Here is a 23,084-nt window from a genome sequence, read left to right on the forward strand (position 1 = left end):
TGTGGCTGTGTTGTCCAGGCACGCTGTCCAAGACCGAAAAGGAGACCTGTGCCGTGGGCACGGGATGGGGTGCGGGCACCACGTCCTTCCCGGATCGGGCCCCGAGCGTCGTTCCCACGGAGCTTGCGGGCCTGCACTCACGCATCGAGGACGTCAAGCAGCAGCTGGCCGGCGTCCTCGGCCCGATCAGACCGGCCTACCGCCACCAGTCCCTCGACCGGCGCAGCCTGCTCGTGGACCTCACCGCCCGCCTGCGTACGGCACTCGGGGCAGACACGGTCATCCTCAACGAGACGGCACTACGCGCCGTACCACTCGGCGACACCCTCACCCAGGGCCACCTGCTCTCCATCGAACCGTTCGCCAACCAGCTGGTGCACGCCCACGTACCTGAGCAGGCACGCAGCGACCTCCCCGGCTGGCTGTCACATCTGACCACCCAGACCGGCCCGCTCGTCACCGCCCCCGATCCCTTGCCGGATGCCGTCACCACCGTGCTGACCATCGACTACCTCGCCGACAACTACCTCGGCGAGCGCACGCACGAGGCCGGCCTGCGTCTGGACCAGGCTGTCCAGCACGTCCTCACCGCCCCCGACACCGCGGAAGGAGGCAGTTAATGATCCTCACTGGCCCGGAGATCACCGCAGCCGCTCACGACGGCCGCCTCCGCATCACCCCCTTCGCCGCCGACCAGGTCAACCCCAACAGCTACAACGTGCGTCTGGGCCCCACCTTGATCACGTACACGAGCACGGTCCTGGACGCCCACCGGCCCAACCCCACCCGCGAAACCACCATCGGCCCGGACGGGCACGTCCTCCAGCCAGGCGAGCTCTACCTCGGCCACACCCTCGAAGAGGTCGGCTCCGACACCTTCGTCCCGCTGCTGTTCGGCCGCTCCTCCGTCGGCCGCCTCGGCCTGTTCGTCGAGATCACCGCCCCCATCGGCGACATCGGCTTCCACGGCCAGTGGACACTCATGCTCACCCCGATCCGACCGCTGCGCGTGTACGCCAGCATGAAAATCGGGCAGATCATGTTCTTCCTCTCCACCGGCGCCATCGACCTCTACCGCGGCAAGTACCAGGCCGCCGCAGGCCCGCAGCCCTCCGCCTACTGGCGAGACCTCACCCGACTCCGGGCGGTGGCCTCGTGATCCTCACCGGCCCCGCCATCGCCGCCGCCGTCCAGGCCGGCGAGATCACCATCGACCCGTACGAGCCCAGCCGCGTCTCCCCCAACGCCTACGACTGGCGCCTCGGCAACACCATCCGCGTCTGCGACGGCGACCTCGACGCCGCAATGCCCACCACCTTCACCGAGCAGTCCATCCCCGACGCCGGCCTGGTGCTGCGCCCTGGCCTGCTCTACCTCGGCATCACCCTCCCTGGGCATCTGGGTCCACGTGTCGGCTCCGCTCGGACACCAGGGCCATGCGATCCGCTGGACGCTGGAGATCCGCGCCACCCGACCGGTGCGCGTGTATCCGGGCATGACCTTCGGCAAGCTCGTCTTCCTCACCACCTTCGGCGCCCCGGCCAGCTACCAGCAGCAGCCGGCCAAGTACGCGTCCACGGAAGGCATCGACATCTCGCGCCTCTACGAGGAGATCGACGGAGGAATGCGGTGAACGCCAGCTCGGCCACCGGCCCGATGGCCGCCACCTTCCTGGATCTCCCCGCCGGAAGCCCCGGCGGCAGCGTCGAACTCTTCCTCGACCTCTACACCGGCGAGCAACCCCTCATCCCGGCCCACGCCTTCATGCTCGCACCACCTGGTCACGCTCCCCGTCCACCCGCCGGCCTCAACCTGCTCCCCGCAGCAGGCAAATGCCTGGAAGGAGCAGCCTTCAGCCGCTACGTCACCACCCTGCGCAGAGCGCTTACAGCCACGCTCGATCCCACACAGATCGGCGTCCTCCACTTGCAGCACCTCGCATTCGGCGCCACTCCTGCCCTCATCCGGGCTCTGCCCTCGCATCCCCGGATCGCCCTCGTCCACGGCACGGACCTGCTCTTCGCCGAGACCCACCGAGACCAGCTCCAGGTGCTACGCGAAACAGCCAGGGCCGCCGACGCCATCGTGGTCCCGACCACCGCAATGGCCGACCGCCTCCTCAAGCTCGCCCCGCAGATCGAACGCCGCAAGATCACCCACATCCCCTGGGGCATCCCCGACCACCTGCTTACCGCCCCGCCCGCCCGGCCGGCACGCACCTCCGCCAGCCACCTGCGGCTCCTGTACGCAGGACGCCTGACCAACGAAAAGGGTGCCGAGGCCCTGATCAAGAGCCTGGCTCCCGTGCCCGGTATCGAGCTGAGCGTCGCAGCGCCCAAAGCCCAGTTCCACGTACTGGCCCCACTGCTGCAGCGAGCCGGCGTACGGGTCCGCTACCTCGGCTGGCTCCGCCGCCCACAGCTATGGAAAGCCTTCACCGAACACGACGTATTAGTCGTGCCGTCCACCACCCTGGAAGCCATGGGACTCGTCGCATTGGAAGCCCAAGCGTGCGGGCTCCCCGTCCTCTACCAGCCCGTCCCCGGCCTCAATCAAGCCCTCGCCGCTTCCGGCATGGCCACCGACTTCACCCACTCCGCCGCACTCGCGCGCGACCTCGACCGGCTGAGAAGGACACCCGGGCTGATGACTGCCCTCCGGCAGGCGGGCTATGCCAACGCGGCACGCTATCCCCTCTCGGCGACCGCACGATCCCTGACCGACCTCGGCCGACAGCTCACCTGAACCGACCGCCAGACGACCCGACACGTCACTACCCGAACCGCTCCACGAACGTCACTACGCTGACCGGCGGGACACCCCGGCGAAGAGGGAGACCATGTCGTACGACCGCGACCGCATCGAAGCCCTGCTCGACGAGGGAGTCCGCGACAAGGTGTACCCGGGCGCCGTGTGGGCCCTCGGCGACGCCACCGGCACCCTCGCCCGGGGCACCACCGGGGTCCTCGACCCCGACGAGCCGGAGGTGCCGATGCGCACCGACACCGTCTTCGACGCCGCCAGCCTCACCAAGATCCTGGCCGTCTGGTCCTCCATCGGAGCCCTGTGGGAGGACGGCACCCTCGACCTCGACCAGCCGCTCAGCAGCTTCTGGCAGGAGGTCACCGGGCACCCGCTCGGATCCGTCACCGCCCGGCAGCTGCTGACGCACACCGCCGGCGTCCCGCTGCGGGCGCAGCTGAAGAACCTCTACGGCACCGACCCCTACGAGATTCGCCGAGGCGTCCTCCAAGAACAACTTCATCGGACACCCGGAGAAGCCGTCGAGTACACCGACCGGGCCGCCCTCATCCTGGGCTATCTCGCCGAACACCTCTCCGGCCAGCCCTTGGACCAACTGGCCACCACCCGCACCTGGCTCCCACTGGGCATGACCTCCACCCGCTTCGGCCCCTTGCCCGCCAGCCTCGCGACGCGCTGCGCGCCCACCGAACTAGACCAGGACACCGACACCCACCTCAAGGGAGTCGCCCACGACTTCTCGGCCCGCCTCTTGTGCGGCGTCTGCGGCATCGCCGGCGCCTTCACCGTCCTCGACGACCTCGCCGTCTTCCTCCAGTACATGCTCGCCCCCGCAGCGTCACAGCTCCGGGCTGGTTTCGGCATCGAGTGGATCAACGGGTCCCTGGCCATCGAGACGGGGCAGCTCCAGCCCGCTCGCGGCCTGTTCTGGCACCCCGCTCCCGGCACCACCATCGAGGAGGACGTCTGGGTCCACTACGGCTTCACCGGCACGGGCATGTGGATCTCACCCACCAAGGACCGCTGGGCGGTGCTCCTGACCAACAAGCTCTACTACACCCGCGACCGCGCACCGCTGACCGATGTCCGCAACAACTTCCGAGAGCTCGCCTTCAAGTAGAGGAGCCGATCGAGAGGTACGGCCGAGATGCCCACCGATCCGGTCGGGGAAGGGACCCCCGTGGCTCAGCCGACAACCGATGACCAGCCAAAAGCGCTCATGCCCACCCTGGAATCCATGACCCTGCTGGTCGCCGCCGTCATCGTCCATGACAAGGCCACCAGCCGCGTGGTCCTCCTCCAGCGCAGCGACCAGGCCAAATTCGGCAGGGGCAAGTGGGATCTCCCGGTCGGCAAGAGCGAGCCCGGCGAGCCGATCACCGCGACGGCCTCCGCGAGCTGTACGAGGAGACCGGTATGACCGTCAAGCCGGAAGCGCTCAAGGTCGCCCACGTCATCCACGGCGCCTGGGGCGTGGAAGCCCCCAACGGCTTCCTCACGGTCGTCTTCGTCGCCCGTGAATGGTCCGGCGAGCCGGAGAACCGCGAACCGCGCAAGCACGCCCAAGTCCGCTGGGTCGACACCGGTGCCATCCCCGAAGAGTTCGTGGAGACCACCGCCAGCGCCCTTCATCGCTACCTGGCCGGCGGGCCTCAGGTGTCGCTGGACGGTTGGAACTGACCGAGCGGCTCTTCTGGGATAGCGTCTCGCCCCCACGGTGAGATGAGTGACCGCGTTCAGCGTTCGCCGACCTCGCCGCTTTCCTCCGCTACATGCTCGCCCCTGCCACGTCCCCCTTCGCGGGACGGTTTCGGTAACAGGTGGGTCATCTGCTCCATGAGCGCTGGCTTTCACGTAGGGACCGATCCTCCTGGCGTGCGACGTTTCGCTCGAATGGGTTCGGAGACCCGGTGAGTGGAGGTCGTGTCGCGTGTGGGTTCGGAAGTGAGCTGGCATTCAATTCGTCCGCCCGCTCTGCCGCCCGGCTTCGATCGCGGGCGGCAGTGTTGTGCTGTGTCCAGGGGAACTGCGCGGCGGCCAGTGTTGTGTCCAGAGCGGCGCGCATCCGGGCACCTGTCGCGACAGGGCAGGGGCGAGGTGGTGCCCCCTTACCCTGCCGGCCCTCGGCTGTGAGGCGCACACGTACCAGCAGCCGCAGCATCACCACCGTTCTGACGTTGGAGAACGGCCTTTCAAGTGACGCGGCCCCTACCGTGCCGCGCCCTTCGACCCAGCCGCTTCCGGTTGCGGCAGACGTACGGTTGAAGTACCGAGGGCATCACGCACTCCGGGCCACCACGCCGGGTCGTCCTCGGCGAGAGACGAGTGAATCCGGGCCGCCCCAGCGGTCGGCGCGGAGACGGGTCGGGGCCATGTACGCCGCGGTCGAAGCAACTCAGCGCAAGCTCATCACGGCAAGGGCCGCGCTGAGCGCCCGTGCAGGTCCGCAACCTCGCCGAGGGGAGACGTGATGACCTTTTCCCGGCTGGACATCCATCGGCGGAACCGAGGAGAGCGGACGCTCGTCACGCTTGCCGGCGACATCGGGCCGGCCACGACGCCGCTGCTGCGGGCCGCAGTGGAGCAGTGTCTGCTGGACGGTGTCACCGTGATCGACATCGACCTGACCACGGTCGGCTCCTGCGACGCCAGGGGCTTGGACGTCCTCCTGTCGGCAGCACAGCGCGCCGGCCGGGTCCACGCTCGCCTGCGGCTGCACCATCCGTGCGCTCAGATCACCCGGGTCCTCGATGCCACGGGATCGACTTCGCTGCTCCCTACGGCCCCCGCGAGTCCCGTGCCGCCCGCCGCATCCGACGGCTTCATGAGTGCGGCGACGGGGGCGCCCGAGGACTCCGCTCGCCGACCGGACCAGCCGGTCCTCAAGGACGGGATCCGCCTTCGTCGGCTGACCCGCTGGCAGGCAGAAGACATGGGCGCGGACATCGCGGACCTGGCTGCGGAGTCCGTCGCAGGCACCACGGGCGAGCGGTACCACAACCGCGGGGACTTCCTGCACCGCTTGTCGATCACCGCCCGCCGCCCCGGCTTCGCCCTGCTGGTCGCCGAGACGACGGTGCTGGTCGGTTGCGCCTTCGGTTTTCCGATGGGCTCTGAAGGCCCCGGCAGCCGGGGGTCCGACGGAACGCTCCAGGAGATCATCCAGCGGCTCACCTCCCGCGCACGGTTCGTCGTCCTCACCCAGGTCGTGGCCCACCCGCACGTTCAGCACCGCGACATCGCCCGCCGGCTGCAACAGCGTCTGCTCACAGAGCTGCACTCCTCCCTCGGGATCACCCTGCTGCATCCTGCCGACCGGGCAGGACAAGCCGCCTTCTCGTCCTGGGGCTGGCAGAACATGGGTGAGGTCGTCGGGCTGCCCGGCTCCGTAGCCCCCTGCGTGTTGACCCTGTCCGCCGAAGGGCAGCCCTCGGCACGCCGATGACGTGGCAGAGGAGCGATGAGCCGGCGGTCGTACCGGCCGGGGCGGTCACGTGACCCGTCGTCCGCCGTACCGAGGTGCCTCCACGCGATGGCTGCCTGCCTCTCGGCGCGATGGCTGCGCACCACGCCGCCCGCCACGGCTGGGAGTAGCGTGGGAGGTACCGAGAACTTCCGGGCGTACGACCACGGCGGCGCCGTTCCCGGCGAGTGACTGACACGGGCAGCCGGAAAGCAGCGCCCGGAACGGGATCGCACGATGAACGCCATCACAAAGCCCGCCGAAGGTACCGCGCCACGTTACGGACACTCCTACCGGATGCCCATACCCCGGCTGCGCCTCACGCCGGACGTCAGCCATGGCCCGCTGGACGGCGCATGGTGGCCGCGCTGCGACGCACTCGAACTCGAATTGCCCGCGCTGGTCGGTTCCCTGGATCCGAGCAGCGGCACCGTCACCCGCGTGGCCGTGGGGACCGCTGCCTGGCCCGATGCCCCGCAGGAGGTGATGGCGCCCGGCCACGTGATCGAGGTGGTCCTGACCGATTCCGCCGCCGAGGCGCATGCCATCACCGTGGACTGCGGCACCGTGGGACGCTGGGAACTGCTGGTGATCCCCCCGGACGAGCCGGCCGGAGTAGCCACCCGGCTGCTGACCGCCGCCGCCGACCCCGGGAACCCACTGTCGGCTCCTCGCCTGCTGGCACTCGCCGAGAGCGGCCTCGACGGACAGAACGCTTGGGAGTCGGAAGGCGGAGCCGGACCGAGATGAGCAGCCCGACCCGGCCGACTCCGTGACCGGCAGGCCGGGCGTCCACGACCCCGTGATGGAGCCATGGCACCGACAGACCCTTCGTCATCCTGGCCCGCCCCCACACGAAGCGTGACTGCGGCGGGTGAGGGGATGACGGCAGTACAGCGTACGGACCGGTCCGAAAGCTTCGGGGAAGCTCTCCTGGGAATGATCCTCGACAGCGCGCACGAACTCCCGCCCCACCTCATCGGGCCCCTGGTCGCCGACGTCGTGGAGCGGCTCGGTGGCCGCTGTCCACAGGTGCTGTTGCAGGACTACGGCCAGCTGCTGCTCGTACCTCTGCCCGGTGAGTGCCTCACCGACGGGGAACCGCAGGTTATCGACGACTCCGAGGCGGGCCGCTGCTTTCTCGACGCGGTCCCCGTGGAGGTGCCCCAGGAGGACGGCGTCCGGATCCATCTGCCTCTGCTGGACGGCGGTGACCAGGTAGGGGTCATGGCGGTGACGCTGGACAGCATCGACGCCCACGACCGCCGCCTGCTGCTCAGGATCTCCGGCCTGGTGGCCGACCTTCTGGTGACCAAACACGGCTACTCCGACCTGTTCTTCGACGTCCGACGCGGTGAGGCGATGAGCGTCGCAGCGGAGATCCAGTGGTCACTGCTGCCACCGCTCGCGATGATCATGCCCCGGGTCGCCGTGGCCGGGATCCTGGAACCCGCCTACGACGTGGGCGGCGACAGCTTCGACTACGCGCTCAACCACGACGTCCTCCACGTGGCCATGATCGACGCGATGGGCCACGGACTGGACGCGGCCACGATGGCCACCGTGGCCATCGGCGCCTACCGCCACGCCCGCCGCGCCGGCATCGGACTGTCGGAGATCTACGCGTTCATGGACCGCGCCGTGGCCAGGCAGTTCGGTCCCGAGCACTTCGTCACCGCGCAGATGATGCAGCTGGACACGACGACGGGACGGGTGCAGTGGGTCAACGCCGGGCACCCGCCGCCGATCCTCGTCCGCGACCACCGCGTCGCACAGCGTCTGGTCGCCCCGACGACCCTCCCCGTCGGCCTCGGTGGTCCGGAGCCCCGGATCAGCGGGCTGGGGCTGGTGCCCGGGGACCGAGTCCTCTGCTTCACCGACGGAGTGGTCGAGGAGCACAAGAGCGGCGGGGAGGAGTTCGGGGAGGACCAGCTGATCGACTGCGTGAACCATCTGGAGAGGACCGGCCGCGGCATCCGGGCGGTGACGCGCTCCCTGTCCCACACGCTCAAACAGGCGCGGGGCGGACAGACCAGCGATGACGCAACGCTGCTCATGGTGGAGTGGCGCGGCTGAACCCCCCGACACCGTTTTGCTGGTCGCGCCCGGCGGCGGGCCCGTCAGCCCGGCGAACCGTGCCCGCTCCCGGTGTCGATGAGAATCTGTTCCGCCTGGCTGATGTTGTCTGCCCGGACCGCCTGGGCCATCGCGGCGCGGGCGGCGTCCGGTGCCGCGTCCGGCGGGACCACGAGCAGAGAGAAGATGTCCCTGTCGCCCCGGGTCGGCGCGCACGCCCTCCAACGACCACGGGATGATCTTCTTCTTGGTCGCCGTCGGCAGCTTGACCGACTTCGCCTTGCAGGGGTTCTTCGGCAGCAGCCCGTCCTCCACGGCTGTGCCGAGGATGCTGGAGAGGATGTCGAAGCTGCCCTCGATCGTCGACACCTCCAGTTCGGCGTCCTGGAGCGTGCGAATCCCAGCAGCCCGCCACACGGCCTGAACTACCCAAAGAAGTCCAGGACCTGAGCAGGCGGTGTGTTCAGAGTCTGAGCGCAGGTGCCGCTCAGACTCTGAACGGGAACTGTCGGTGATCACCGCTGCCCGTACCTCGTCAATGTCGCGAAAGCGGGCTTGCCTGCTGAGATTATGAGCCAGGGACCCATCGCCCGGTCGCGCAGACCGACCGGCGGGAGTCGTCGGCCGGGACTTCGTTCCTTGCCCGACTGGCCGAGGAGACCAGCCCCGACACGAGGCCACGATTCCACGCCGTGATCACGGACGCCGTCGGCACACCCATGGAACTGGTGGTGCGGGCGTGATGGTCGTCGGCGTACGCGACGATGACATCCGTCGGCTGTCCTGGTCCCGGCTCGCCGCTCGGGAAGAGGGATGCGGCAGGGGGGCGGCACTTGGGCACCGCCGGTCGCACGGGGTGTGGCGTGGGTGTGGGCGGGCTGGGACATCGCGGTCAAGAAGGTGTGGTTCGAGCTGCGCAAGCGTCATCCGTCGGTGCTTGCGCAGCGGGAACGGTATGCGGGAGCTACCGCTACGGCATCGCTACGGGCCGGCAACGAGCTGCACGGTCCCGTAACAGGGTCGGCGTTGACCGGGAACCGCTTTGTGCTTCTCTGTGGACAGTTGGTAGACATGGTCGAGTAGTTGAGCGGTGCATCTGAGATACGGGGGTGAACTCGTGAAGTTCGATATGGGCACTTCGACCCTGTCGACCCTGACGGGCCAGACACGCGGCTCCAGTGAGGATTTGGGCGGCCTCATCCGTCAGCTGATCGCGGCGGCACAGCCGCTGGAGGGCAAGTTCCACGGCGCGGGCAAGCAGGCGTTCGACACCTTCAAGGCGCACTCGGACCAGGTGACGGCCGATCTGAACGGTGCCCTGAGCGCGATCCTGGGTGGCCAGTCCGGTATGGACTCCTCGTTCGGGCAGGGTGACCAGGAGCATGCGGACAACGCCCGTCAGCAGATGGGGGCGGCGAACTTCGACGCGGCCCGCTTCTCGGGCCGCTGAGACCAAAGGGGGATTTTGACAGCCATGGGCAGTGCAGACCGCCGCAGCTACGACACCGGCGCCTCGACCGAGGTGCAGTCCTCCCTCCAAGGCATCATCTCCCGCCTGGAGACCGTCCTGACCGACCGTGACCGCGCCGTCAAGGCCGCCATGGCCGATTTCCAGGCCGACGGCGTCTCGGACCTCTACCACGACAAGGAACTGCGCTGGCAGCGCGCCGCGCACGAGGTCCGCCAGATCATCCACCTGCTCCGCACAACGATGGAGAAGAACGACGCCACCGCCCAGCACACGCTGGCGAAGGCGAAGGCCGCGGTCGACGGCATCGGCTGACGCGCACACTGACAGCGTCGGTCGACGGAACACATAACGGGGTGATTCGTGTCCAACTGGGATATCCAAGTTGAATCCGTCCGCGGTGTCCTCAGCAAGACCACGGACACGGCAGGAAATTTCGAGAGCGAATTCAAGGCTTACAGCAACGGCTTGGAGAGCGCGGCCAAGTCGGCCGGCACGATGGCCCCCGGAGTGAAGCCCAAGAGTGGCACGCCGGGCCCCATCGCTGCCGCGCTGCAGGAGTTCGCGGACAAGACGTTCGACGACCTGCGTTATCTTCCCGCCCGCGCCGCCGCATCGATCGGCGGTGCGGCGAAGGCCACCGAGGAGTACGTCACCGGTGACCTGAAGATGGCGGCCAACGCCCAGCACGACGCCATTCCGGACCCGAAACTCCCTCCGGTCAAGGCCGAGGGAGGTAAGGGCAAGTGATCGGGGACCTCAGCGAGATACCCGAATACAGTGGCGACCTCGACCAGCTGGAGAAGGATGCCGGTGCGCTGAAGAAGGCCGCGTCCGGCATACGCGACACCGGCCGGGATGTCCACAACGACTTCCAGGGCCTGGTGTCCTGCTACACGGCCCCGGAAGCCGACCAGCTCTTCCATACCACCATCCCGGTCCGGGACAAGGCCGACGCCTTCGCCAAGAAGCTGGAGACCGTCAGCGGCGCCCTGTCGACCTTCGCCAAGGACGCCCGGCCGCTCGTCCAGCGGCTGGAGCAGCTGAGGACTGAGGCGGCCGCCTTCCGCAAGTCGATCGAGGGCAACCACGACTGGCGGAAAGACCAGAAGAACATCGACAAGAACGCGCACCTGGTTCACGAGATCGGTCGTGTCTGGGGCGAGTTCCAGGAACTTGAGCGCTCGACCGCCACGAAGATCGACGGCCAGGTCGGCGGTACGCGCTGGGTCGCGGACGACGGCTCGCACAAGAAGGGCATGTACGGCTTCAACGCCGACGACGCGGCCAAGGCCGACGACACGCCCTGGGGCAAGGTCGACGAGCGCGAGTACACCGGCCTGGCCGCCGCCTGGCAGTGGACGAAACACAACGTGGGCGGTGCAATCAAGGGCTTCTTCGTCGACGGCGTCTGGGACACCCTCAAGGGCCTCGGCCACATGGTCAACGTCTTCGACTGGGACACCTTCACGAAGACGTGGAGCGGCATCGGGGACGTCTTCGGCGGCGTCAGCGCGTACATCATGACGCCCTACGACTGGGCCATGGACAAGATGTTCGGCCCGACCGACCACAGCGACACCGACCGCCAGAAGAAGGCCCTGCGCGACTTCGGCAAGTCCCTCATCGCCTACGACGAGTGGGGCAAGAACCCCGCCCGCGCGGGTGGCACCGTCGCCTTCAACATCCTCACCCTCGGCTCCGGCAGCCTCCTCAAGCTCGGCAAGGCCGGTTCCCTGGCGGCCAAGGCCGGTGAGGCGGGCGACGCGGCCTCCGCGGCCGGCCGTGCCGCCAAGCTCGCCAACGCCTTGGGCAAGACCGGGCGGCTCGTCGACCCCATGACCTACGTCGGCAAGGGCGCGGGCTTCGCCAAGCTGAAGATCGGCGACATGATGGCGGGCCTCAAGGATCTCCACTCCGGTGCCGCCAACGACTTCCTCCACGGCGCCGATTCATCCAAGCTCCCGCAGACGCACGCCCCCGTAACCATCTCGGACAAGTCCGTCCGGTACCCGGACGGCTCGATCCTCCACGAAGACGGCACCATGGTCTCCCCGGAGGGCAAGCCGCACCAGAACCCGATCCCGGTCGAGTCCTCGGCCGCGGACCGTCTGGCGCGACACGAGATCTCGCCGCCGCCGCACATCTCCTCGCCGTCGCACATACCGGCGCATGCGGACCACCCGGTGCCGGTGCATGCGGGTGGGGGCAGTGGGGAGAACGTCCATGCCGGCAACGGTTCACATGCCCCGATCAACGGTGGTGGCCACGGAGCGTCGCTGCCTGCGGAAAGCCACGTTCACTCAGGGGCACAGGGGCACGTCCCCTCGGCTCATCACGAGACCTCGGCACCCGTTGGTGGGGGCAGCGGGCACGGCTCTTCGCACGCCGACAGCGGGGACGTCAGCCATCAGTCTTCCAGGACCCCGGAACACGGGGAGGGCATCGGAGGGGGGTCTACCGACGGCCATGTCACAGGCCCTGGCCTGGGTGACACTGCGGGGCACCCCTCGGCCACTGGTGGGCACGATCCGGTACACGCCGGGGAGTCGGGCGCAACCGGCCAGAACACCAACGACTTGGCTCATCGCCACGCCGACGATCGCCCTGGTGTGCTGGACACCGACCACGGTCTGCACGGAGCTGACAACTGGGGTCACTACAAGGGCGAAGAAGTGCACTACGCCCAGAACCCCATTGACGAGGATGCCAAGGCACTCCGCTTCTACGAGGACATGCGCGACCCGTTCTCGAGTAGAGGCAACGTGGAAACCATCGCCGAGAACACCGGAATCAAACCCTCGGTGATTCAGACGGCCAAGGAAAACCTCTTCCTCCAGCGACACAACGTTGAGACCGAGCTGGGCGTCATGAGGCACAACGTCTTCTTCACCCCGGACAGTCAGATCGCGGACCTGTGGAAGAAGGCTGAGGCCAATAAACTCAGCAACATGGAGCAGGCACAGTTCCGTAACCATGTGGCCCACGAGTACGTCGAGAACAAGCTCATGGAAATGGGCATGTCGTACCGGTCGTTGGACCCGCGGGTATGGGAGGGCGACTCTGCCTACCTGAGCGATCACAGCCTCATCGGTGCGCACGACGTTGCCCCCGCAGCACTCAGGGCAACTCCGATGGTCACGGAGGGTGTGGGTGCACTGAGCCACTGGCGGAGGATTGGAATCGAGCCTCCTGCCGAGCCTATCCTGGACAACCTGTCGAACGTTGATCTGCTGGTCGACGCGATCAAGAAGGGACTGCACCTGTGACGCGAACGGGTTCGGCAGAGTCGATGGTCAACCGATTGACCGCCATCAGCTGGGCCGACTACGCCGCAGGAGACAGGAACGCCGCGTCTCGCACCTTGCTGATGCGCGAATTCCTGCGGCGAGCCGCCCTGTGGGTGGAAGACCTGGGAGGCAGTGAACGCTGGCCCTTCCTCGACATCGCGGAACGCGTCGACCCCTCGGTGCGTGCCGATCCCGGATTGATCGAGCGGCTGGATGCGTTCACCGACGGAAACGTGCCGGAATTCATCGCCCGTCGCATGTGCCGCGCGGCCGTTCACTGGGCCGAACTTCGTGAATCCACTGACGTGAAGCTCCCGGACCTGCCGGATCCCTACGAGCCGCTCGTCGTGCTGTACGAGCGCGGCGGTGTGTTCTTCGTCGAGAACGGAGTGGCCGACTTCGAGTTGCGGCGCGTGCCACTGCGCACATGGCAGGCCAATCTCGCACCGGAACCCATCGTGGCGCTCGACCCAGCGGTGCTGGACGACGTGGACCGAGCCGCGAACTGACCTCGGTAGCGGTGCAGCCCTTCCGGGTGCGAGCTTCGCCTTGCCGTCACGATCGTCCACCGGGCCGAGGGAGCGGCGGACCGTGGCTTCGCGAAGAGCTTGCCGATTGCCTGTGACGAGGTGCGCGGACTGGTCGGCCACCGATCGATCAGGCTCGCGCCATGCGCGGTGGTGTCATCGCTGCCGTGCCGTGCACAACACACACCCCTCCCAGTGCGGCAGCGCACTGAGTACACGGTGGTGTGCGCACGAGGCCATCGCTGCTTCCTCATGGCAGGGGAAAGCCATGGGCGACCCGTCGCCGCGGGAGGCCGGAGTGTACGCGGCCACCATGGCGCGGAAGCGGCGCAGGTAGTCCGCAGCGAAAGCCGGGTTGTAGTCCAACTCGTCCCACCGGTGCCGGTTCAGGGCCAAGTCGGTGACGCGGAGGACGAAGTCCTTGTTCCGCGCCTGTTCTTCGGGTGAGGCGCCCCAGTCGATGTCCTCCAAGTCGAAGCCGACCGCTCCCCGGCCCATGACGTTCTGGTCCTGTAGCGCGAGGAGGGCGGCGAAGCGGTAGTCCCACGGCTCCTCCACGAGATCGGACACCGCCAGCATCAGGACGTCCACGAATGCCGCGGTGCCGCCGTTGCTCAGATAGAGGCCGTCGCCACCGCCGTAGAAGGTGTTGCCCACTGTGGCACCCTACGGTCCCGCGGTCGGACTATGGCGGCCCCCCGTCCAGCGGGAGCCGATCCAGCCAGTTCTGCGCGCCCGTCGCCTCCCCGGCCGTGACTGTCTGCTGCTGCCCGCCCGCCAGGCACTGCATGCGACAAGGCGTTCGGCACGCGGGCGGCGCAGATGCGCATACGTGGTGAAGGTCGCCTCGTGGGGCTGACGGTGGTGCGGGCTAAGCTCTGTGCGAGTCTGTGCGGGCCCGGACGAGCCGGGGGGCCCGCAGGACGCGGGGGCAGGGAAAGATGGTCAAGGATTACGACAGTCAGTTGCTGGAGTCCGTCTCCGTACGGCGGCGCAGACTTCGCGACGCGCTGCTCTACGGCGCTCAGCGGGCGCGCCGTACCGCGGACGAGAAACTCGGCAAGGTATTCGCGGGAATTGCCATTACTGCGGTGCTGTGCGCGGGTTGTGTGGGCTGGTCGTTCATTCAGCACATGCTCGCCAAGCAGAAAGAGCAGCAGAGGCAGCAGCAACAGCAGTACGCGCCGCTATCGCCGTCGCCCGCCCCGACGCCCTCGCCAGGTCAAGCGAAAAGGAAAGGTACCCACAAAGTGACGGAGCCGGCCCAGTGATAGGTCCTGCGGGGTGGTGAACGTGGCGGCTGCGCAACACCGCAGGGAATTGAGCCGGATCACGCTCGTCGGTGAAAGGCGGCGGATCGATCTCGTTCTGCCCGCCGATGAACCGATCGGTCGGCTGCTGCCCGACATCCTCCGGCTCCTCGACGACAGGGTGGCCGCCCGTCCGGCCGCCCGGCACCTCATCACCGCCGAGGGCACCGTGCTGCCGCAGGACGGCACGCTGGCCGAAGCAGGTGTGCCCGACGGCGCGGTGCTGCGGCTCGTGCGGGCCAATGACGCGCCGCCCGCGCCCGTCGTGCACGACGTCACCGACGAGGTGGCGGAGGATCTGGACGTACGGGCCTGGCGCTGGCGGCCCGCAGCGCGCCGCTGGACGGCGGGGCTGGCCGTGATCGTACTGGCCGTGACGGCCGGGGTGCTGGCCCGCTCGGGGCTCGGGGCGGGAGTGATGGCCGACGGCACCGCCGTGGCCGCGGTCGTCGTCGCCCTTGTGGGCGCGATCGCATCGCGGATCGGCGCCGGTACCGAAACCGGGGAGCCGGAAGGCCGGAGCGAGACCCGAGAAGGGCGGGCCCGCGAGTTCGGCACCGCCCTGGGCACCACCCTCGTCCTCGCCGCCGGCGCACTCGGCGTCCTCGCCGCATGGTCGGCCGCCGACGCACACCACTGGTCCGGGGCCGCCCGCCTCGCGGCGACGGCCGGCGCGCTCGCGGGCGCGCTCGCGCTGCTCGCGTTCTTCTCGCCGCTCGGCCGCGGCGGGCTCGTCGGGGCCGGCGCGGTCGCCGCGACGACCGCCGTGTGGGAAGCCGTTGCGGCCGTCCAGAGCGACGCGGCCCGCCTCGGCTGTGTCCTCGCGGTCGTATCCGTCGTCGTGCTCGGCCTGCTGCCGCGTCTCGCGCTGATGGCCGCCGGGCTCACCGGGCTGGACGACCGGCGCTCGGGCGGCAGGTCCGTCAGCCGGCACCAGGTGGAGACCGCGCTGGCCGCCACGCACCGGGGGCTCGCGCTCGCCACCATCACGGTCACCGCCTCGGCCGTCGCCGGCGGGCTGCTCGCCGTGACCACGCCCAGCTGGTGGACCGTGCTGCTCACGGCCGTGCTCGCGGTCGTTCTGCTGTCGCGCTCGCGCGCGTTCCCGCTCGTCGTGGAGGTCGTGGCGCTGCTCGCCGGCGCCGTCATGCTGCTCGTACGCCTCGCTGTGCTCTGGCTCGACGACGCGCACGGCACCCCGTACGGGCCGGTGGCCGCCGTGTGCGTCGCGGCGCTCGTGCCGCTGGGCGTGCTGGCCGTGCAGCCGCCCGAGCACGTGCGCGTACGGTTGCGGCGCGCGGCCGACCTCGTGGAGTCCTTCGGCGTGATCGTGCTCCTCCCGCTGGCCGTCGGCATGTTCGGCGTGTACGTCCGCCTGCTGCACCAGTTCTAGTCCGGTCCGGGAGAGGGAGACAGGAGAACGGCATGTCCCAGTCCCAGGACAGGTCCCAGGACGACTGGCAGGGCGATCTGCTACGTAATCTGCGCAATCTGACGGGCGAGTTGGACGAGCTGGCCGGCAAGCGCGACGCAGCGGCGAAGGCCGTGGAAACCGCCGCCGGACCCGCGCACGAGCCTCCGGCCGCCCGGCCTGAGGCCGCCCCGCCGCCCAGTCCCGTCACCGCCGAGATCCAGCTTCCCGAGGAACTGGTCAAGGGCAAGCCGCTCAGCGGCGACACCGCTGCCCAGCGCACCGGCCGCTCGCTGCGCCGCCTCGTCGGTTCCTCGGCCACCCGCGAGGTCGCCGAGGCCACGCGCGTCGCCCAGGCACTCCAGCAGCCGGTCACCACCGGGCGGCAGATCGTCGTGACGAGCATCCGCGGTGGCGCCGGCAAGACGACCGTCGCCGCGCTGCTGGGGCGCACCTACGCGCACTACCGCAAGGATCCCGTGCTCATGCTGGAGGCGGACACCGCGCTCGGCACGCTGCCCGCCCGGCTCGGTGCGACCAAGGTACGCTGGACGGCCGCCGATCTCGCGCACATCGTCAACCCCTCCATGCAGCTGACGGACGTCTGCGGCTATCTCGTCCAGTTGCCGGACCGCAGCTGGCTGCTGCCCGGCAGCCAGGGGCGGGTCGGCAGCCGGCTGGAACTCGTCGAGTACCGCACGGTGATGGTGGCCCTGCGGCGCTACTTCGGCATCACCGTCGTCGACTGCGACTCACTGCCCAGCGAACTCTCCCGCACCGCGCTCGCCGCCGCGCAGGCGCGCGTCCTCGTGACGCCCGCCACCGCCGAGGGCGTCACTTCCACCCGGGCCGTCCTCGACTGGATGGCCTCCGTGCAGCGGCCCCGGATGCTGGCGAGAACCGTCGTCGTCCTCGCCGCCACCTCCCCCCACATGACGCTCGACCTGAGCGCGGCGAGCGCGCACCTGAAGCTCGAAGGCGTGACCGTGCTGAAGCTCCCCTACGACCGGCACCTGGCCGTCGGCGGCCCCATCCGCACCGACCTGCTCGGCCAGGCCACCCGAGAAGCCACCACCGAACTGGCCGCCGAGGTCCTCAGCAAGGCGACCAGCCACCGCAGTGCGCGATCCACCGGCCTGCAGGGCGGGCAGCGATGACCACACACCTCGTCCACCGTCCCGCCCGCACCACCCGCCCGCTCGCCACCCCTGAGGCCCGCACCATCGAGCCGCCGCCCAACCTCCCCGAGGGCAAGGCCGGCGGCGCGCTTCACTCGCTCATGCCCATCGCGGGCGTCATGAGTTCGGTCGTGATGATGACCGTGGTGCGCAACAGCCAGTTCGCCGGTCTCGGCGCGATCGTGCTCGTCGTCACCGTCATCGGCTCTGTCGGCTTGCTGCTCTCGCAGCGCGGCAAGGCCCAGCGCACCCGCCGCCGGCAGCGCGAACGCTACCTCGAATACCTCGAGGAACTACGCGAGGAGCTGGCCGTCGAGGAGCGCGAGCGCCGCGAGACCGCCCACGTCCTCAACCCGCCCCCGGAGGCGCTGTACGACATCGTGCGCGACCCGGCCCGGCTGTGGGAACGCCGCCGCACCGACGCCGACTTCCTCACCGTGCGCGTCGGCACCGGCGAGATGCCCGTCCGCCCGCTCGCCGTCGGCAAGCAGGGCGGCAGCGTGCTCACTCCACCCGACCGCTTCATGCTCAACGAGGCCGGCGCGCTCAAGAACCGCTTCGCCACCGCCGCCGACCTGCCACTGACCGTAGCCCTCGACCGAGTCGGCAACGTCAGCATCGTCGGCGACCGCGCCGGTGTGCTGCGCGTCGCCCGCGCCCTGCTCATCCAGACCGCCGTCGCGCACGCCCCCGACGATGTGGCGATCGCCCTCGCCTGCCCCGGTGCCCGGCTCGCCGAGGACTGGGAATGGCTCAAGTGGCTGCCCCACACTCTCGACCCCGAGGAGCAGGACGGCCCCGTCGCCGCCCGCCGCATCGCCCCCGAACTCGGTCGGCTCGCCCGGCTGATCGGCCGGGAGCTGCGCGAACGCGCTTCGTACGCCGCCGAGGTACGGCGCGGCCTGGCCGGCAAGGATGCCCTCGACATGACGAGCCGCATGCTCGTCGTCAGCGACGAGTACGGGCAGGACGCCCGCGAACTGCCGCGCCCCGACGAGGCCGTGGCCCTCGCCGGCATGGGCGTCACCGTCCTCCACCTGGTCGCCGAGCGCGTCCAGGAACCCGGCCAGGTCGCGCTGCGCATCACCGTCGACGGCGACCGCGTGCGCATCGAGGACCTGCGCCCCGGCGCACCCGTCACCGCGCACGGCACCGTTGACGACGCCACCGCCGCCGGCGCCGAAGGGCTCGCCCGGCTGCTCGCCCCGCTGCGGCTCTCGGCCGAGTCCCTGACCGATGCCCCGCTCTCCGGCCCCGTCGACTTCACCGGGCTCCTCGGCATCGACGACCCCGCCGCCCTCGACGTCCGCGCCCTGTGGCAGCCGCGCGGCGAACGCGCCTTCCTGCGCGTGCCCATCGGCGTCAGCGACGCCCACGAACCCGTGCTGCTCGACCTCAAGGAGTCCTCCGAACTCGGCATGGGCCCGCACGGCCTGTGCGTCGGTGCCACCGGCTCCGGCAAGAGCGAGCTGCTGCGCACCCTCGTCCTCGCCCTCGTGACCACCCATCCGCCGGAGGACCTGGCCATGGTCCTCATCGACTACAAAGGCGGCGCCACCTTCGCGCCCTTCGCCGGGCTGCCGCACGTCGCCGGCGTCATCACCAACCTGGAGAACCAGGCCGGGCTCGTCGAGCGCGTACACACCTCCCTCGCCGGCGAGGTGCAGCGCCGCCAGCAGGTCCTCAAGGACGCCGGCAATGTGGCCGACATCGGCCACTACGCCGCTCTGCGCGAGAACCGCCCCGGCCTGGAGCCGCTGCCACACCTCTTCGTCGTCATCGACGAGTTCGGCGAACTCCTCACCGTCAAGCCCGACTTCATCGACCTCTTCCTGTCCATCGGCCGTATCGGCCGATCCATCGGCGTGCATCTGCTGCTCTCCAGCCAGCGCATCGAGGGCGGCAAGCTCAAGGGGCTCGACACCTACTTGTCCTACCGGCTAGGCCTGCGCACCTTCTCCGCCGACGAGTCCCGCACCGTGCTGGACACCGCCGACGCGTTCAACCTGCCGCCCATCCCCGGCTTCGGCTACCTCAAGGTCGACACCAGCGCCTACGAGCGCTTCAAGGCCGGCTTCGTCTCCGGCCCCTACCGCGGCCCCGTCGGGCGCGACACCGACGACACCGGTCCCCTCGCCCTGCCCTACCCCGCCTTCAACACCCTCGGCCGGCCCGAGGACGCCCCCGGCGACGCCGAACCCGCCATGCGGCACCGCAACCCCGGCCCGACCGTCCTCTCTGTCATGGTCGACCAGCTCACGGACGCCGCCGAGCACACCCGCTCCATCTGGCTGCCGCCCCTCCCGACGGCGATCTCCCTCGACGCCTGTGCCGGCCCCGTCCAGGCCGGCGAGCGCGGCATGCAGTTCTCCCGCCCGTCGCCCGACCACCTCCCCTCATCGAGCGCTTCGCGCACGGCGCTCATCGGGCCCGGCGCCATGAAGGTGCCGCTCGGCCTGCTCGACGACCCCGCCCGGCAGTGGCAGGGCCAGTGGGTCATGGACCTGACGGTGGCCGGCGGCCACGCCGCCGTCATCGGCGGCCCGCAGTCCGGCAAGACCACGCTGCTGCGCACCCTCGTGCTGTCCCTCGCCATGACCCACACCCCGCGCGAGGTCGCCGTCTACGGACTCGACCTCGTCGGCGGCGGCCTCGCCGCCCTCTCCGGACTGCCGCACGTGGGCGGCATCGCCGGCCGCACCGACCGCGAGCGCGCGGCCCGCACGGTCGAGGAGGTGCGCGGCATGCTCGCCGCCCGCGAGGAGCTTTTCCGTGCGCGCGGCATCGACTCCGTCGAACGGCTGCGGCAACTGCGCGCCGAGGGACGGCTCCCCGAGCTGTCCTCCACCGAGATCGTCCTGATCGTCGACGGATTCGGCGCCCTGCGCGACGACTTCGAGGAGCTGGAGGACGCCGTCACCGACCTCCTCAAGCGCGGCGGCGGCTATGGCATCCACGTCGTGGCCTCCATGCTCCGCTGGAACGACGTCCGCATCGCCACCCAGGCCACCTTCGGCACCCGCGTCGAACTCCGCCTCAACGATCCCGGCGACAGCAGCATCGACCGCAAGCTCGCCGAGACGCTGGCGCCCGACGAACCCGGCCGCGTCCTCACCGACGGCAAGCTCTTCGCCCAGACCGCGCTGCCGCGCATCGACTCGCTCGCCTCCGCCACGGAACTCGGCCCGGCCGTCGAACAGGCCGCCGTGGTCATCCGCTCGTCCTGGTCCGGCGACGGCGCCCCGCGCGTCCGCGTCCTGCCCGCCCGCATCCCGGCCACCTCGCTGCCCCCGCTCACCACCGAGCCCCACCGCGTGCCCATCGGCCTCGACCAGACGGCGCTCGCGCCCGTGCTGCTCGACCTCTTCAAGCGCGACCAGCATCTGGTAATCCTCGGCGACAGCGAGTGCGGGAAGACGAACATGCTCCGGCTCGTCGCCCAGGGCCTCATGGAGCGCTACAGCGACGAAGAACTCGTCTTCGCCGTCATGGACCCGCGACGCGGCCTGCGCCGGCTCGTCCCCGAGTCCTACCGCGGCGGCTACGCGCACAACTCCCGTCTCTGCGGCGCTCTCGCCACCGGCATCGCCACCGAACTCGACAAGCGCCTGCCCGACGACCTGAACGCGCAGGACCCGCTGGCCTCCGGCACCTGGTACACCGGCCCGCGCATCGTCATCCTCATCGACGACTACGACATCCTCACCACCGCCGGTCAGCAGCCCCTCGCGCCCTTCCTGCCCTTCATCCCCTCCGCGCAGGACATCGGCCTGCACTTCGTCGTCACCCGGCGCGCCGCCGGCGCCTCCCGCGCGCTCTACGAACCGTTCCTGATGACCCTGCGCGAGAGCGGCACCACCGCACTCGTCATGACCGGCGACCGCCAGGAAGGCCAGCTCTTCCCCGGTGTCTACGCGAGCACCCAGCCGCCCGGCCGCGGCACGCTCGTCCGCCGCGGCGAGGCGACCAGGCTCATCCAGACGGCACTCGCCGAAGAAACGACCGACCACGGGGACCACGGGGGCACCGCATGACCAAAGACGTGATCGCACTGACCGACCGCATGCCGGACGCCTGGACCGTCCTGGCCGGCCTCCTCGCCGGCGGTCCCGACCTCCACGTCCGGTCCGCCGCCGAAGGAGCGGTCATCCAGCTCTGCGACGCGGAGGGCCGTCCCCTCGTCTCGATCGAAGCCCCGCTGCTGCTCCAGGTGCCGCACGAGGCGCAGCGGCTGCTCGGTGCCACAGCTGCCGACGACGAACAGAAGTGGTGGACCGAGGCCCGCGCCTCCACCGCGGTGCCCGACGCCGAACGGCTCGCAGGCGCCTTCGCCGCACGCCTCACGACCCTGCTCGGCGGCACTGTATGGCCGCAGGACGCGCCCGGTGCCGACGACCCCGCCCACCCCGTCGACACCTCCGGGATCACGGCCGTCCCCACCCCCGCCGCCGCACAGCCCGCCGTCGACGTGCTCACCGACAAGGTCGCCGTGGTCCTCCAGGACCGGCCTGTCATCGGCATGACCAGCTGGCTCTCCGACGCCCTGCGCGCCACCCTCGAGAGCGAACGCGCCCTACAGATCGTCACGCCGCGCCACTGCCGGCTCTCCCTCCCCACCAGCACTGTGCTCACCGGGCCGCCCACACGCTGGGTCGTCCGGGACCCCGACTGCGGCTACTACGACGGACTCACCGGCGCCGTCCTGCGCTGGCGGGACGGCGCCTTCGAGGCCGCCAAGGACGCCGAAGGCGAGGCACCCGTCGCCCCCGCCTTCACGAACGTCACCCGCACCGGGGAACGCCAGCTCCTCCTCAGCTTCCGCACGGTCCACCAGCCCGACGCCCACCTGGTCCTCGGCGGCGCCCTGGAGGCCGCCTGGCAGGCACTCACCGGCGAACCCCCCACCGGCTGGGGCACCGCCGAACCGGCCAACCTGCCGTGGTCGCGGCGCCGCCTCACTGATCTGGCGTACGAGCGCGCGCCCCAGCCGACCTGGACCGTCGTCGTCGGCTCGGCCGACCGCCCTGCCCTCGCCACCCTGCGCGTGCTACGCACTCCGGACGGAGTCGAGGAGGACGTCACCCTCGCCATCGGCTTCCGCGACGGCGAGAAGCCGCCGGTGTCCGCTGTCGCGAACCTGGCCTCCGAACTCACCACGCGGCACAGCCTGCGCACCCTCCTCGCACACTTGCGGGAGGCCCGCGCGGACCTCACCGTGCCGCCGTGCTTCGAACGGCCGCCCGTGCCTTTCGGATTCGCCCTGGGCCCCGCAGAAGTCGCCGAGGCGGGAACCGGCGTCGCCGCCCACCCGCCGCTCCCCGCCGCACCGGTACGGCTCGGCGCCGCGGCCAGGCCGGGCTACTACTACCCGCTGGGGGACGGTGAGTCGGCGGATGGCTGGACCGTCTTCGAGACGCTGCTGCGACACCTGCGGGGCGCCCCGCGGGGGACGCGGGTGTGAAGGTCGCCGAGGTACGTGTCTGGGTTCGCGAAGCGGGATGGACGTCCTGGCTCGCGGTCGGCTCCGGGCCGAGGCGCGGCAAGCGGCTCATGGACGAGCGGTGGACGGACGCCTTCGGACGGTGCAGCTCGAGGTGC

The 23,084-nt window shown here is 70.0% G+C and carries 19 protein-coding genes and 3 pseudogenes; 20 read left to right on the forward strand and 2 right to left on the reverse strand.

Annotated features, from left to right (window positions below; all coding sequences use genetic code 11):
• The first annotated feature begins 53 nt into the window (after positions 1-53).
• The 9 genes and pseudogenes from A6P39_RS19325 to A6P39_RS19365 all read left to right on the forward strand — a co-directional run bounded on the left by A6P39_RS19325 (position 54) and on the right by A6P39_RS19365 (position 8,302).
• A complete protein-coding gene (locus A6P39_RS19325) occupies positions 54-620 on the forward strand; it encodes a hypothetical protein (protein ID WP_234379344.1) in 567 nt (188 codons plus the stop codon).
• Positions 620-1,159 carry a dCTP deaminase gene (gene dcd, locus A6P39_RS19330; protein WP_067057753.1) on the forward strand — a complete coding sequence of 180 codons (540 nt, stop codon included), beginning with the start codon at positions 620-622 and terminating at the stop codon, positions 1,157-1,159. Before A6P39_RS19325 ends, dcd begins: the two co-directional genes overlap by 1 nt.
• Positions 1,156-1,633, forward strand: a pseudogene (locus tag A6P39_RS19335) (dCTP deaminase). Before dcd ends, A6P39_RS19335 begins: the two are co-directional and overlap by 4 nt.
• Positions 1,634-1,656: 23 nt before the next feature.
• Positions 1,657-2,745: a glycosyltransferase family 4 protein gene (locus tag A6P39_RS19340; RefSeq protein ID WP_067057800.1), complete on the forward strand. Its 1,089-nt coding sequence runs from the start codon at positions 1,657-1,659 to the stop codon at positions 2,743-2,745.
• 94 nt (positions 2,746-2,839) lie between these two features.
• Positions 2,840-3,883 (forward strand): serine hydrolase domain-containing protein, encoded by a 1,044-nt coding sequence (locus A6P39_RS19345; RefSeq protein WP_067057756.1) that lies wholly within the window; start codon positions 2,840-2,842, stop codon positions 3,881-3,883.
• Between the two features lie 27 nt (positions 3,884-3,910).
• Positions 3,911-4,443 (forward strand): annotated as a pseudogene (locus A6P39_RS19350) (NUDIX domain-containing protein).
• Between the two features lie 790 nt (positions 4,444-5,233).
• Entirely contained in the window at positions 5,234-6,208 is a 975-nt protein-coding gene (locus tag A6P39_RS19355) for an STAS domain-containing protein (RefSeq protein ID WP_079133892.1), read from the forward strand.
• Between the two features lie 255 nt (positions 6,209-6,463).
• Complete coding sequence (locus A6P39_RS19360) at positions 6,464-6,976, forward strand: DUF5994 family protein (protein WP_275883875.1); 513 nt, start codon at positions 6,464-6,466, stop codon at positions 6,974-6,976.
• A gap of 132 nt (positions 6,977-7,108) precedes the next feature.
• The gene (locus A6P39_RS19365; RefSeq protein WP_067057759.1) at positions 7,109-8,302 is read left to right on the forward strand and encodes a PP2C family protein-serine/threonine phosphatase; all 1,194 of its coding nucleotides are present in this window, start codon (positions 7,109-7,111) and stop codon (positions 8,300-8,302) included.
• A 44-nt stretch (positions 8,303-8,346) separates the two neighbouring features.
• Here the strand turns inward: A6P39_RS19365 and A6P39_RS19370 are convergent.
• Positions 8,347-8,508: pseudogene (locus tag A6P39_RS19370) on the reverse strand (DUF5994 family protein); the annotation flags it as partial.
• A gap of 29 nt (positions 8,509-8,537) precedes the next feature.
• Between A6P39_RS19370 and A6P39_RS45520 the strand changes: the two are divergent.
• The 6 genes from A6P39_RS45520 (at position 8,538) to A6P39_RS19400 (ending at position 13,569) form a co-directional block, all read left to right on the forward strand.
• Complete coding sequence (locus tag A6P39_RS45520; protein WP_067057761.1) at positions 8,538-8,726, forward strand: hypothetical protein; 189 nt, start codon at positions 8,538-8,540, stop codon at positions 8,724-8,726.
• Between the two features lie 693 nt (positions 8,727-9,419).
• Positions 9,420-9,752 (forward strand): hypothetical protein, encoded by a 333-nt coding sequence (locus tag A6P39_RS19380; RefSeq protein WP_067057764.1) that lies wholly within the window; start codon positions 9,420-9,422, stop codon positions 9,750-9,752.
• Between the two features lie 24 nt (positions 9,753-9,776).
• Positions 9,777-10,085, forward strand: a complete 309-nt coding sequence (locus A6P39_RS19385; protein WP_067057767.1) for a pore-forming ESAT-6 family protein — start codon at positions 9,777-9,779, stop codon at positions 10,083-10,085.
• A gap of 48 nt (positions 10,086-10,133) precedes the next feature.
• Positions 10,134-10,520 carry a DUF6507 family protein gene (locus A6P39_RS19390; protein ID WP_067057771.1) on the forward strand — a complete coding sequence of 129 codons (387 nt, stop codon included), beginning with the start codon at positions 10,134-10,136 and terminating at the stop codon, positions 10,518-10,520.
• Positions 10,517-13,039, forward strand: coding sequence for a hypothetical protein (locus A6P39_RS19395; RefSeq protein WP_067057774.1), 2,523 nt, complete (start codon positions 10,517-10,519; stop codon positions 13,037-13,039). The genes A6P39_RS19390 and A6P39_RS19395 overlap by 4 nt, the downstream gene beginning before the upstream one ends.
• A 35-nt stretch (positions 13,040-13,074) precedes the next feature.
• Positions 13,075-13,569, forward strand: coding sequence for a hypothetical protein (locus A6P39_RS19400; protein ID WP_159396233.1), 495 nt, complete (start codon positions 13,075-13,077; stop codon positions 13,567-13,569).
• A gap of 174 nt (positions 13,570-13,743) precedes the next feature.
• On the opposite strand, the gene A6P39_RS19405 is transcribed toward A6P39_RS19400, so the two are convergent.
• Entirely contained in the window at positions 13,744-14,244 is a 501-nt protein-coding gene (locus A6P39_RS19405; protein WP_067057781.1) for a hypothetical protein, read from the reverse strand.
• A 284-nt stretch (positions 14,245-14,528) separates the two neighbouring features.
• Between A6P39_RS19405 and A6P39_RS19410 the strand changes: the two genes are divergently transcribed.
• The 5 genes from A6P39_RS19410 to A6P39_RS19430 are packed head-to-tail and all read left to right on the forward strand — an operon-like array spanning position 14,529 to position 22,947.
• On the forward strand, positions 14,529-14,858 hold the full coding sequence (locus A6P39_RS19410; protein ID WP_067057784.1) for a hypothetical protein: 330 nt from the start codon (positions 14,529-14,531) through the stop codon (positions 14,856-14,858).
• 16 nt (positions 14,859-14,874) lie between these two features.
• Complete coding sequence (gene eccD, locus A6P39_RS19415) at positions 14,875-16,290, forward strand: type VII secretion integral membrane protein EccD (RefSeq protein ID WP_443052891.1); 1,416 nt, start codon at positions 14,875-14,877, stop codon at positions 16,288-16,290.
• 32 nt (positions 16,291-16,322) lie between these two features.
• Positions 16,323-17,465: a hypothetical protein gene (locus A6P39_RS19420; RefSeq protein ID WP_234379345.1), complete on the forward strand. Its 1,143-nt coding sequence runs from the start codon at positions 16,323-16,325 to the stop codon at positions 17,463-17,465.
• Positions 17,462-21,520, forward strand: coding sequence for a type VII secretion protein EccCa (eccCa, locus tag A6P39_RS19425; RefSeq protein ID WP_275883876.1), 4,059 nt, complete (start codon positions 17,462-17,464; stop codon positions 21,518-21,520). Before A6P39_RS19420 ends, eccCa begins: the two co-directional genes overlap by 4 nt.
• A complete protein-coding gene (locus A6P39_RS19430; RefSeq protein ID WP_067043419.1) occupies positions 21,517-22,947 on the forward strand; it encodes a DUF6177 family protein in 1,431 nt (476 codons plus the stop codon). Before eccCa ends, A6P39_RS19430 begins: the two co-directional genes overlap by 4 nt.
• Positions 22,948-23,084 lie beyond the last annotated feature (137 nt).

It is taken from the genome of Streptomyces sp. FXJ1.172, from assembly GCF_001636945.3.
Lineage (GTDB): Bacteria > Actinomycetota > Actinomycetes > Streptomycetales > Streptomycetaceae > Streptomyces.

Coding starts and splice junctions, on each gene's coding strand:
- dcd (WP_067057753.1), top strand. CDS start 620: ATGATCCTCACTGGCCCGGAGATCACCGCAGCCGCTCACGACGGCCGC.
- A6P39_RS19340 (WP_067057800.1), top strand. CDS start 1,657: ATGGCCGCCACCTTCCTGGATCTCCCCGCCGGAAGCCCCGGCGGCAGC.
- A6P39_RS19345 (WP_067057756.1), top strand. CDS start 2,840: ATGTCGTACGACCGCGACCGCATCGAAGCCCTGCTCGACGAGGGAGTC.
- A6P39_RS19355 (WP_079133892.1), top strand. CDS start 5,234: ATGACCTTTTCCCGGCTGGACATCCATCGGCGGAACCGAGGAGAGCGG.
- A6P39_RS19360 (WP_275883875.1), top strand. CDS start 6,464: ATGAACGCCATCACAAAGCCCGCCGAAGGTACCGCGCCACGTTACGGA.
- A6P39_RS19365 (WP_067057759.1), top strand. CDS start 7,109: ATGACGGCAGTACAGCGTACGGACCGGTCCGAAAGCTTCGGGGAAGCT.
- A6P39_RS45520 (WP_067057761.1), top strand. CDS start 8,538: ATGATCTTCTTCTTGGTCGCCGTCGGCAGCTTGACCGACTTCGCCTTG.
- A6P39_RS19385 (WP_067057767.1), top strand. CDS start 9,777: ATGGGCAGTGCAGACCGCCGCAGCTACGACACCGGCGCCTCGACCGAG.
- A6P39_RS19410 (WP_067057784.1), top strand. CDS start 14,529: ATGGTCAAGGATTACGACAGTCAGTTGCTGGAGTCCGTCTCCGTACGG.
- A6P39_RS19420 (WP_234379345.1), top strand. CDS start 16,323: ATGTCCCAGTCCCAGGACAGGTCCCAGGACGACTGGCAGGGCGATCTG.
- eccCa (WP_275883876.1), top strand. CDS start 17,462: ATGACCACACACCTCGTCCACCGTCCCGCCCGCACCACCCGCCCGCTC.
- A6P39_RS19430 (WP_067043419.1), top strand. CDS start 21,517: ATGACCAAAGACGTGATCGCACTGACCGACCGCATGCCGGACGCCTGG.